Source organism: Mycobacterium sp. (genome assembly GCF_019243155.1).
Lineage (GTDB): Bacteria > Actinomycetota > Actinomycetes > Mycobacteriales > Mycobacteriaceae > Mycobacterium.
In genome coordinates, this window is the sequence record NZ_JAFAUS010000419.1 from 20,084 (window position 1) to 31,028 (window position 10,945).

A 10,945-nucleotide genomic window follows, 5' to 3' on the forward strand; every position below is an offset into this window, starting at 1 on the left:
CTTCGGGCCCGTCATGACCGACCCACGCCGCCGGGTGCCACGCACCGACGTCCTGCTCGCCGATCCCCGCCTCGCCTCCGCCGAGCGACTGCTGGGCCGCGCGCTGGTGAAGTCGGTGATCGCCGACGCCCAGCAGCGGGCGCGGTCCGGCGAGATCGAGCCCGAATCCGTCGCCGAGCACGCGGTGGCCGCGCTTCCGCCCACCGCGTCCAGCCTGCGGCCCGTCATCAACGCCACCGGGGTGGTGGTGCACACCAACCTGGGCCGGGCGCCGCTGTCGCCGGCCGCGCTCGACGCGGTGGTCGCCGCGGGCGGGGCGACGGACGTCGAGTTCGACCTCGCGACCGGCCGGCGCGCGCGGCGCGGCCGCGGCGCGATGGCGGCGCTGTCTCACGCGGTCCCCACCGCGGGCGGCGTGCACGTCGTCAACAACAACGCCGCCGCGCTGCTGTTGGCCGCCCTCGCATTGGCCGAGAATAAGGAAATCGTGCTCAGCCGAGGCGAACTCGTCGAGATCGGCGACGGCTTCCGCATCCCCGAGCTGCTGGCGTCGACGGGAGCCCGGCTGCGCGAGGTCGGCACCACCAACCGCACCAGCCTGCGTGACTACGTCGAGGCGCTCGGACCCGAGACCGGTTTCGTGTTGAAGGTGCACCCGTCCAACTTCCACGTCAGCGGCTTCACCTCGGCCGTCGACGTTGGGGAGCTGGCGCCGGAGTTGCAGAGGCTGGGCGTCCCCCTCGTGGTCGACATCGGCTCCGGGCTGCTGGCCCCGCATCCGGTGCTGCCCGACGAGCCCGACGCGACCTCGATGCTGGCCGACGGCGCCGACCTGGTCACCGCGAGCGGCGACAAACTGCTGGGCGGCCCGCAGGCCGGTCTGCTGTTCGGCCGCGCGGAGCTCATCGAGCGGCTGCGCCGCCATCCGTCGGCGCGCGCCTTGCGCGTCGACAAGTTGACGCTGGCCGCGCTGGAGGCGACCCTGCTGGGTCCGCCGCCTCCGGTGGCCCAGGCGCTGGCCGCGGACGTGACGCACTTGCGCGCCCGCGCCGCATCGATCGCCGGGGAGCTGGATGCCGAGGCGGTCGACTGCATCGCGGCCGTCGGCGGCGGCGGCGCGCCGGGCGTCGAACTGCCCAGCGCGGCCGTCAGCCTGCCCGAGTCTTACGCCGCCGCGCTGCGCGCCGGCAGCCCGCCGGTGGTCGGTCGCCTGGAGGCGGGCCGGTGCCTGCTCGACCTGCGCACGGTGGCGCCGGAGGACGACGAGCTGGTGATAGCAGCGGTGCGGGCGTGTTCGTCCTAGCTACCGCCGGGCACGTCGACCACGGCAAATCGACCCTGCTGCACCGGCTCACCGGCATGTGGCCGGACCGGCTGGCCGAGGAGCAGCGCCGCGGCCTGACCATCGACCTCGGCTTCGCGTGGACCGAACTCGACGGCCGGCAGCTCGCGTTCGTGGACGTGCCGGGGCATGAGCGGTTCGTGGCCAACATGCTGGCCGGGGTCGGTGCGGTGCCGGCGGTGATGTTCGTGGTGGCCGCCACCGAGGGCTGGATGCCGCAGTCCGAGGAGCATCTCGCCGCTCTCGACGCCCTGGGCGTCCGCCACGGCCTGGTGGTGATCAGCAAGGCCGACCTAGCCGATCCCGCGCGGGCCGTCGCGCAGGTGTCCGAAAGGTTCGCGGCCACATCGCTTGCCGACACCCCAGTGGCCATTGGCACCGACCTCGAGCGGGTGCGCGCGGAGCTGCTGGCGCTGACCGACCGGCTGCCGGCCCCGGATCCCGGCGCCGACGTGCGGCTGTGGGTCGACCGGAGTTTCACCGTCCGGGGCGCGGGCACGGTTGTCACCGGCACGCTGGCCGCCGGCACCGTCCGGGTGGGCGACGAGCTGGAGCACGGCGGGCGCCGCGTCACCGTCCGCGGGCTGCAATCGCTTGGCCGCGGACAGAATTCGGTGAGCGCGGTGGCCCGGGTCGCGCTCAACCTCCGGGGCACCGACCGGCACGAGATCGGCCGCGGCGACACCGTCCGGACGCCGGACGCGTGGCTGGACACAGGCGAGATCGACGTCGGGTTGCGATCGGCGGACGCGCTGCACCGCGAGCTCGTGCTGCACATCGGGTCCGCGGCCGTGCCGGTGCAGGTGCGTCAGTTGGGTTCGGGCGCGGCGCGGCTGCGGTTGGCGCGGCCATTGCCGTTGCGGGTCGGCGACATCGGGCTGTTGCGCGATCCCGGGGAGCACCGGATCGCGGCGGGCGTCGAAGTCCTCGACGTCCGGCCGCCCGCGCTGCGCCGGCGGGGTGCCGCGCGCGACCGCGCCGCCGAGCTGGCGACCGGAAACATCCGTCCGCCGGACTGCGCGCTGGCCACCGAACTGCGCGCCATGGGGCTGGTGCTGCGCGGGCGGCGGGTGGGCGATTGGGTGCTCGATCCGCAGTGGTGGGCCGGGCGGCGCGAAAGCGCGACCGCGGCGGTGCGGGCCTGGGCGGAAGACCACGACATCGCGGCGGGGATGCCACTGGAGACGTTGCGGCAACGCGTCGGGCTGCCCGCCGCCGAGCTGGTGCCCGCGCTGCTGGAGGGCACGGGCCTCGAGGTAGCCGACGGCCTGGTGCGCCCGCCGGGTGCGAGCCTACCGGCGAGGGTGGAGAAGGCGGTGCGCACGATCGAGGAGTGGCTGGCCGCCGAACCGTTCCGCGCGCCGGAGGCCGACGAGCTGGCCGAACTGAAGCTCGGCCCACGGGAGTTGGCCGCGGCGGCGCGCGCCGGGCGGCTGACCCGGATCGCCGACGGTGTGGTGCTGGGAGCCGACGCGCTGGACCGCGCGGCCGGTGTCCTCGCGACGCTGCCGCAACCGTTCACCGTGAGCGAGGCGCGTCGCGCGCTGGGCACCAGCCGACGGGTCGCGGTGCCTCTGCTGGAGCAGCTCGACGCCCGGCGGGTCACCCGGCGGGCCGCCGACAGCACCCGGACTTTGCTGTGAGGCCTACAACCGCTCTTTGACCGCGGCGGACAACCGGGAGCCGTCGGCCTTGCCGGCCGCGATCGCGGTGGCGGCCTTCATGACCAGCCCCATCTGCTTCATGCCCGGCCGTTCGCCGAGTTGCTCGGCAACCTGGGCGATCGCCGTGTCCGCGACGTCGGCCACCTCGGCTTCGGTCAGCGGCGTCGGCAGGTACTCGTCGATGATGCGGGCCTCGGCATGCTCGTTGGCGGCGAGCTCGCCGCGGCCGTTCTGGGTGTAGATCTCGGCCGACTCACTGCGCTTGCGCGACTCCCTGGCCAGCACCTTCATCACCTCGTCGTCGGACAGTTCCCGGGCCTGCTTGCCGGACACTTCCTCCGTTTGGATCGCCGCGAGCAGCAGGCGCAGGGTCGCCGTCCGCAACTTGTCCTGGGCCTTCATCGCCTCGGTCAGATCTGCCCTGAGCCGAGATTTGAGTTCCGCCATGGGTGAGACGCTACGCGCCGCGCGCGTGGTCAAGATTGAGAAATGCCCGGTCCGTCGACAGGATGGAGCCCATGACGAACCATGGACCCGGTTTTGGCGTGGGTTTGAAGGGCCGCTGCGCTCGGTGAGCACCCCGCCCCCTGGCTATCCGGTCGGCCCGCCACCGGGATACGGTCCCCCACCCGCCTACGGTCCACCGCCGAGCTATGGCCCCCCGCCGGGCTACGGCCCCCCGCCCGGTTACGGGCCCTATGGCCCGCCCCCCGGCTACGGCCCGCCACCGGGATACGGCCCCCCACCGGGCTTCGGTCAGCCACACCTGGTTCCGGGCGCGATCAAACCCGGCGTCATCCCGCTGCGCCCACTGACCTTGGGCGACATCTTCAACGGCGCGGTCGGCTACGTCCGCACCAATCCGAAGGCAACACTGGGCCTGACCGCGATAGTCGTGGTGATCATCCAGATCATCACGAAAGTCGCATTCGTCGGACCGCTGGCCGATTACCGGTTCACCAATGACCAGACCCAGGAGCTGAATTCGGGCGTCGTGGGGGCGTGGTTCGCGTCGGTGAGCGCCAGTGCCCTGGTCAGCTGGCTGGGCGGCATGCTGCTGTCCGGAATGCTCACGGTGATCGTCGGCCGGGCGGTGTTCGGGTCATCCATCACCATCGGTGAGACCTGGGCCAAGATCCGGGGCCGGCTGATGCCACTGCTCGGCCTCGCGCTGCTGGAAGCGGCAGGGGTCGCGGCAATCGCCGGTCTGGTGGCGGTGCTCGTCGCGGTGCTCGCGGCCGTCGGCAATGCCGCCCTGGCGGTCGTCGTGGGCATCCCGGCGTTGCTCGTCGTGCTCGCGGTGTTGGTGTACCTGTACACGGTGCTGCTGTTCGCACCGGTGCTGATCGTGCTCGAGCGGCTACCCGTCTTCGAGGCGATCGCCCGATCGTTCGCGCTGATCCGCCACGGCTTTTGGCGGGTGCTGGGCATCCGGGCCCTGACCTTCCTGGTGGCGGCCGTGATCGCCGGGGCGGTCGCGGTGCCGTTCAACATCGTCAGCCAGGTTTTCCTGGTCAGTTCGTCCACCTCGGCCTTCCTGGTCAGCACCGCGATCGCCTCCGTCGGGGCGGCTATCGGCGAGATCATCACCGCGCCGTTCAACGCGGGGGTCATCGTGCTGCTCTACACCGACCGCCGAATGCGTGCCGAGGCATTCGATCTGGTGTTGCAGACCGGGGCCGCGGGCGGACCCTACGCGACCGCCTCCACCGACAACCTCTGGCTGACGCGGCCTTTCTAGGGACGAGCTGACAGTGCCTTCTATCGACATCGACCGCGATGCCGCGCACCAGGCCGCGGTGGAGGAGCTCAAAAAGCCGATCTACTCCAAGGGCTCGGTGCAGCAACAGATCGTCGACTGGCTCAACGAGCAGATCTACCGGCTGCTGCAGAAGACGTCCTCGTTGCCGGGCGGATGGCTCACGGCGACGGTGCTTTTCATCCTGCTGGCGATTGCGGTCATCGTCGCCGTCAGCCTCGTGCGGCGCACGATGCGCACCAACCGCGGCGGCGACCACCTGCTGTTCGAATCCACCCAGCTCACCGCGGCCCAGCATCGCGTAACCGCGGAAAACTATGCAGCGGAAGGCAATTGGGCCGCCGCGATTCGACACCGGCTGCGTGCGGTCGCCCGCCAGCTCGAAGAGACGGGCATACTCAATCCCGCACCCGGCCGCACGGCGAACGAGCTGGCGCGCGACGCGGGCGCGGCACTGCCGCATCTGGACGGCGAGTTATCGCAAGCGGCAACGGCTTTCAACGACGTCACCTATGGCGAGCAGCCCGGAACCCAGAGCGCCTACCAGATGATCGTTGACCTGGACGACCACCTGCGCTCCCGCGTACCGGGCTCCGCGGCGGCGCCGGGACACCCCGCCGCGCCCGATTCATGGGCGCAGGTGCGGTGATGGCCGACGGCGGAGCACGCACCGCAGCCTCGCCCCCGACGCGCTGGCGGACCTGGCGGTGGGTGCTCCTGACGCTGATCGTGCTTGCCGTCATCGCCGGGGTCGACGCCTACCTGAGCGCACCACGGCCCGGCGCGCGCATGGACCCGGCGTCGACCAGCCCCGACGGCGCCCATGGGATCGTGACGCTGTTGCGCGACGCGGGTGTCGAGGTCGTCGTCGCCAATTCCATCGCCGAGGTCGAACAGGCGGCGCGGCCGGACACCCAGGTCCTGGTGGCGCAGAGCCAGTACCTGACCGACTCGGTGGTTGACCGGTTGACGACGGTTCCGGGCGACCTGCTCCTGGTGGGGCCGACTGCGCGGACCCGCGAGGCACTGATGCCCGACGTGCGGGTGTCGGTCGCCAACGATTTCGACAGCGATCCGAATTGCACTCTGCGCGAGGCGGATCGAGCCGGAACGGCGCGTTTCGGGGCTAGCGCCACCTATAAGCCCAAAGACGGCCGGCCGATGACCAGTTGCTATGACGGCGTCCTGATCCGCTTTCGGGACAAGGGGCGGACCGTCACGGCGATCGGCAGCACGGACTTGATGACGAACGGAAGTCTGCTGCAGGCGGGCAACGCCGCGCTGGCGATGAACCTCGCGGGCGACCGACCGCGGCTCATCTGGTACGCGCCGCACCAGGTTGAGGGTGAATCGTCTTCGACCACATCGATTTTCGACTTGATACCGCCAAACGTGACGTGGGTCTTCTTTCAGCTGTGCCTGGTCGTGGCGCTTGTCGCGCTGTGGAAGGGTCGCAGGCCCGGCCCACTGGTGGCCGAGCAGCTGCCCGTCGTGGTGCGCGCGTCGGAAACGGTCGAGGGCCGTGGCCGGCTGTACCGGTCACGCCGGGCACGCGATCGCGCGGCCGCGGCATTGCGCACCGCCACACTGCAACGGCTGCTGCCCCGGCTCGGCCTCAGCGCGGGAGCGTCGCCGCCCGCAGTGGTGACCACCGTGACGCAGCGCACCGGATCCGATCCGGGATTCGTTTCCTTCTATCTGTTCGGGCCGCCCCCCGCGACCGACAACGACCTGTTACAACTTGCCCGTGCGCTCGACGAAATCGAAAGGCAGGTCACACACACGTGACGCAACCAACGCAACAGACCCCCACCGCTGAATCGGCACGAGAGGCGCTGCTGGCGCTGCGCGCCGAGCTCGCCAAAGCCGTTGTCGGACAAGAGGGGGTGGTCAGCGGCCTGGTGATCGCGCTGTTGTGTCGCGGCCACGTGCTGCTGGAAGGCGTTCCGGGAGTGGCGAAGACGCTACTGGTCCGCGCGCTGGCGGCCGCGCTGCGGCTGGAGTTCAAGCGGGTGCAGTTCACCCCCGACCTGATGCCCGGCGATGTCACGGGATCGCTGGTGTACGACACGCGCACAGCCGCATTCACATTCCGGCCCGGCCCGGTCTTCACCAACCTGCTGCTGGCCGACGAGATCAACCGGACCCCGCCCAAAACCCAGGCGGCACTGCTGGAGGCGATGGAAGAGCGCCAGGTCAGCGTCGAAGGCGAACCCAAGCCGCTGCCCGACCCGTTCATCGTCGCCGCGACGCAGAACCCGATCGAGTACGAGGGCACCTATCAGTTGCCCGAGGCGCAACTGGACCGCTTTCTGCTCAAGCTGAATGTGATGCTGCCGCCGCGTGATTCCGAGATCGCGATCCTGGGCCGGCACGCACACGGCTTCGATCCCCGCGACCTCTCGGCGATCAAGCCGGTGGCCGGTCCCGCCGAGCTGGCGGTCGGCCGCGAGGCCGTCCGAAACGTGTTGGTGGCCGACGAGGTACTGGGCTACATCGTCGACATCGTCGGAGCCACCCGATCCTCGCCCGCGCTGCAACTGGGGGTTTCGACGCGCGGGGCGACCGCCCTGCTCGCCACGGCGCGTTCGTGGTCCTGGCTGTCGGGCCGCAACTACGTGACCCCCGACGACGTGAAGGCCATGGCCCGCCCGACGCTGCGGCACCGGGTGATGTTGCGGCCGGAAGCCGAACTCGAGGGGGCCACACCCGACGGCGTACTCGACGGGATTCTGGCCTCGGTTCCGGTGCCCCGCTAGTGATCCTGACCGGACGCGCCGGGCTGCTCGCACTCGTGTGCGTGCTGCCCATCGCGTTGTCGCCGTTGCCGGCAGGAACTTTCGTCATCCTGCTGGCGGTGCTGTTGACCGTGCTGGCCGTTGACATCGGATTGGCCGCCAGCCCAAGCAGGTTGCGCTACACGCGGTCCCCGGATCGCTCCGCACGCCTGGCGCAGCAGGTGGATCTCGGACTGCTGATCCACAACGACGGCTCGCGCCGGTTCCGCGGCCAGATCCGTGACGCCTGGCCGCCCAGCGCCCGCGCACAGCCGCGCACCCAGCCCGTCGACATTCCCGCGGGCCAGCACCAGCACGTCCAGACGCAGCTGCGCCCGGTTCGCCGCGGCGACCAGCGCGCAACGGTGGTGACTGCCCGGTCGATCGGCCCGCTGGGTTTGGCGGGAAGGCAAGGCTCGCAACCGGTTCCGGGCCAGCTGCGGGTGTTGCCGCCGTTCCTGTCTCGTAAGCATCTGCCGGCGCGGCTGGCCAAACTACGGCAGATCGACGGGCTGCTGCCGACGTTGATCCGCGGCCAGGGAACCGAATTCGACTCGCTGCGAGAGTATGTGGTCGGTGACGACGTCCGCTCCATTGACTGGCGGGCCACCGCGCGTCGCTCCGATGTGGTTGTGCGCACCTGGCGACCCGAACGCGACCGGCGAGTGCTGATCGTGCTAGACACCGGACGCACGGCGGCCGGCCGCGTCGGCGTGGACCCCACCGCGTCGGATCCCGCGGGCTGGCCGCGGCTGGACTGGTCGATGGATGCCGCGCTGCTGCTGGCCGCCCTCGCGTCGCGCGCCGGCGATCACGTCGACTTCCTCGCCCATGACCGCGTCAGCCGGGCCGGTGTCTTCGGGGCCTCGCGCACCGAGCTGCTGGCCCAGCTGGTCGAGGCGATGGCACCCTTGCAACCGACTCTCGTCGAATCGGATTGGCGCGCAATGGCTTCGACCATCGCCCTGCGGGCGCGTCGACGGTCGTTGGTGGTGCTGCTGACCGACCTCAACTCGGCCGCGCTGGACGAGGGCCTGCTGCCTGTTCTGCCCCAGCTGTCGGCCAAACACCAGCTGCTGCTGGCAGCGGCCACCGACCCGCGCGTCGACCAAATGGCCACCGGGCGTTCGGATGCCGCGGCGGTCTACGACGCCGCCGCCGCCGAACGGTCGCGCAACGACCGCGGCGAGATCGCCACCCGGCTGCGCCGCAGCGGGGTGGAAGTCGTCGATGCCCCGCCCACCGAACTGGCGCCCGCCCTCGCCGACCGCTACCTGGCCATGAAAGCGACCGGTCGCCTTTAGCCGGTGGGGACCACGTCGGGTGCGTCTTCGATGTCCCCGGTCTCGCCAGCCTTGGCGGCGCGACGGCCGAAGTATCCGATGTAGGAAAGGAATGCGACTTCGGCGACGATGCCGATGCCGACCCGGACGAACGTCGGCAGGGGAGACGGCGTCACCAACGCCTCGATCAATCCGGACACCAGCAGCACACCCACCAGACCTATCGCGACCGACACGACGGCACGGCCCTGCTCGGCGAGCACCTGCCCGCGGGGCCTGTCCCCGGGTGATATCACCGACCACCCCAACCGCATTCCCGAAGCCCCGGCCAGGAATACCGCCGTCAGCTCGAGCAGCCCGTGCGGAAGCAGCAGACCCAGCAGCAGGCCGCCCTTGCCGGCCTGAAACATCAGACCGGCGATGAGCCCCAGATTGGCGGCGTTCTGAAAGAGCACGAACGGGATCGGCAAGCCCAGCACCACCGACATCGCGATGCACTGCGCGGCCACCCAGGAGTTGTTGACCCAGATTTGCAGGGCGAAGGACGCGGCGGGGTGTTCGCTGTAGTACGACGACACATCGTGGTTGACCAATTGGTCGATGTCGCTTGGTGTTCCGACGGCGGACTGCACCTCGGGATTAGCGGCGACCCACAACGCGATCACCACGACGACGCCGATGAAAGCGACCGCGGTCCCCAGCCACCACCGCCAGCCGCGGTACGCGACGACCGGGAAGGTCACCGTCCAGAACCGGGTGAACGTCCGGCTCAGCGGCGCGTGGGCGCCGGTCACCACCGAACGGGCCCGCGCGACCAGGCTGGAGAGCCGACCGATCAACACCGAATCCGACGACGCCGAGCGCAGCATCGACAGATGGGTGGACACGCGTTGGTACAGCTCGACGAGTTCGTCGACCTCGGCGCCGCTCAGCGACCGGCGCTTCCCGATCAACGACTCGAGGCGGTCCCACGCATCGCGATGAGCCAGCACGAAGGCATCGACATCCACGCTGCGCAGCCTAATCGCATCGCGGACGCGGCCCGATCCGGTCGGTCACCCGCACCAGACCTGTACCGTTCGGTGTTATGTCGGAGGTGGTGACCGGGGACGCCGTGGTCCTCGATGTGCAGATCGCGCAATTGCCGGTGCGGGCCGTCAGCGCGCTGATCGACATCGCCGTGATCGCCATCTGCTACGTGCTCGGGCTGATGCTGTGGGCCGCCACGCTGACTCAATTCGACGACGCGCTGAGCGCCGCCATCATGCTCATCTTCACGGTGCTGGTGATCGTCGGCTATCCGCTGATACTCGAAACCGCAACGCGGGGACGGTCGGTGGGCAAGATCGCCATGGGCCTGCGCGTGGTTTCCGACGACGGGGGCCCGGAACGCTTCCGGCAAGCGCTGTTTCGTGCGCTGGCTTCCGTCGTCGAGATCTGGCTGCTCGTCGGAAGCCCCGCCGTCATCTGCAGTCTGTTGTCCCCCAAGGCCAAGCGGATCGGCGACATCTTCGCCGGCACGGTCGTCATCAACGAACGCGGGCCCCGAATGGGGCCGCCTCCGGCGATGCCGCCGGCATTGGCGTGGTGGGCCTCATCGCTGCAACTGTCGGGTCTGTCACCGGGCCAGGCGGAGGTTGCACGCCAATTCCTTTCCAGGGCAACGCAACTGGACCCCCAGCTGCGTCAACAGATGGCTTATCGCGTCGCGGGCGACGTGGTGTCCCGCATCGCCCCGCCGCCCCCGCCGGGCGCGCCCCCGGAACTCGTGCTGGCCGCCGTGCTGGCCGAACGGCACCGTCGCGAACTGGCGCGGCTACGCCCGCCCATGGCCCCCATGACCCCCGGTCCGGCCGTCTGGCCACCACAACCGTGGCCTCAGCAACAGCCGGTCGGATGGCCAGTGCCGACGCCGCAGCCGAGTTCACGGCCTGCGCAGGGCGCGGGGGACGCCGGTTTCTCGGGCGGTTTCGCGCCGCCGCGCTAGCTGGAGACGCTGGCCGCCATCAGCACGACGTCCAGGATCAGCAGCCCCCATCCGAGTAACGGGACCGCGACCCCGCCGCGGCGCTTCGCGGTGAAAAACGTCAGCACGATGACGACGACGGCGACCACTGGTG

The 10,945-nt window shown here is 70.5% G+C and carries 10 protein-coding genes; 8 read left to right on the forward strand and 2 right to left on the reverse strand.

What is annotated here, in order from left to right:
• Nucleotides 1-13: 13 nt before the first annotated feature.
• A complete protein-coding gene (gene selA / locus JOZ00_RS21475) occupies nucleotides 14-1,303 on the forward strand; it encodes an L-seryl-tRNA(Sec) selenium transferase (protein WP_293347690.1) in 1,290 nt (429 codons plus the stop codon).
• Nucleotides 1,291-2,985, forward strand: a complete 1,695-nt coding sequence (gene selB, locus JOZ00_RS21480; RefSeq protein WP_293347693.1) for a selenocysteine-specific translation elongation factor — start codon at nucleotides 1,291-1,293, stop codon at nucleotides 2,983-2,985. Before selA ends, selB begins: the two co-directional genes overlap by 13 nt.
• Nucleotides 2,986-2,988: 3 nt before the next feature.
• Here the strand turns inward: selB and JOZ00_RS21485 are convergent, their stop codons facing one another.
• Nucleotides 2,989-3,453 carry a GatB/YqeY domain-containing protein gene (locus JOZ00_RS21485; protein WP_293347696.1) on the reverse strand — a complete coding sequence of 155 codons (465 nt, stop codon included), beginning with the start codon at nucleotides 3,451-3,453 and terminating at the stop codon, nucleotides 2,989-2,991.
• Between JOZ00_RS21485 and JOZ00_RS21490 the strand changes: the two genes are divergently transcribed.
• From JOZ00_RS21490 to JOZ00_RS21510, 5 genes are read left to right on the forward strand one after another with little or no spacing between them, the layout of a single operon-like run.
• Nucleotides 3,452-4,747 carry a hypothetical protein gene (locus tag JOZ00_RS21490; RefSeq protein ID WP_293347698.1) on the forward strand — a complete coding sequence of 432 codons (1,296 nt, stop codon included), beginning with the start codon at nucleotides 3,452-3,454 and terminating at the stop codon, nucleotides 4,745-4,747. The genes JOZ00_RS21485 and JOZ00_RS21490 overlap by 2 nt on opposite strands.
• A gap of 13 nt (nucleotides 4,748-4,760) precedes the next feature.
• The gene (locus JOZ00_RS21495) at nucleotides 4,761-5,414 is read left to right on the forward strand and encodes a DUF4129 domain-containing protein (protein ID WP_293347700.1); all 654 of its coding nucleotides are present in this window, start codon (nucleotides 4,761-4,763) and stop codon (nucleotides 5,412-5,414) included.
• A complete protein-coding gene (locus tag JOZ00_RS21500) occupies nucleotides 5,414-6,553 on the forward strand; it encodes a DUF4350 domain-containing protein (RefSeq protein ID WP_293347702.1) in 1,140 nt (379 codons plus the stop codon). The genes JOZ00_RS21495 and JOZ00_RS21500 overlap by 1 nt, the downstream gene beginning before the upstream one ends.
• Nucleotides 6,550-7,524, forward strand: coding sequence for a MoxR family ATPase (locus tag JOZ00_RS21505; RefSeq protein ID WP_293347705.1), 975 nt, complete (start codon nucleotides 6,550-6,552; stop codon nucleotides 7,522-7,524). The genes JOZ00_RS21500 and JOZ00_RS21505 overlap by 4 nt, the downstream gene beginning before the upstream one ends.
• Nucleotides 7,524-8,846, forward strand: coding sequence for a DUF58 domain-containing protein (locus tag JOZ00_RS21510; protein ID WP_293347708.1), 1,323 nt, complete (start codon nucleotides 7,524-7,526; stop codon nucleotides 8,844-8,846). Before JOZ00_RS21505 ends, JOZ00_RS21510 begins: the two co-directional genes overlap by 1 nt.
• Here JOZ00_RS21510 and JOZ00_RS21515 read toward each other — a convergent pair.
• Entirely contained in the window at nucleotides 8,843-9,835 is a 993-nt protein-coding gene (locus JOZ00_RS21515; protein WP_293347711.1) for a stage II sporulation protein M, read from the reverse strand. The two genes, JOZ00_RS21510 and JOZ00_RS21515, sit on opposite strands and share 4 nt — an antisense overlap.
• Before the next feature lie 77 nt (nucleotides 9,836-9,912).
• Here JOZ00_RS21515 and JOZ00_RS21520 point away from each other — a divergent pair, with 77 nt between their 5' ends.
• Complete coding sequence (locus JOZ00_RS21520; protein WP_293347714.1) at nucleotides 9,913-10,812, forward strand: RDD family protein; 900 nt, start codon at nucleotides 9,913-9,915, stop codon at nucleotides 10,810-10,812.
• Nucleotides 10,813-10,945: the final 133 nt, after the last annotated feature.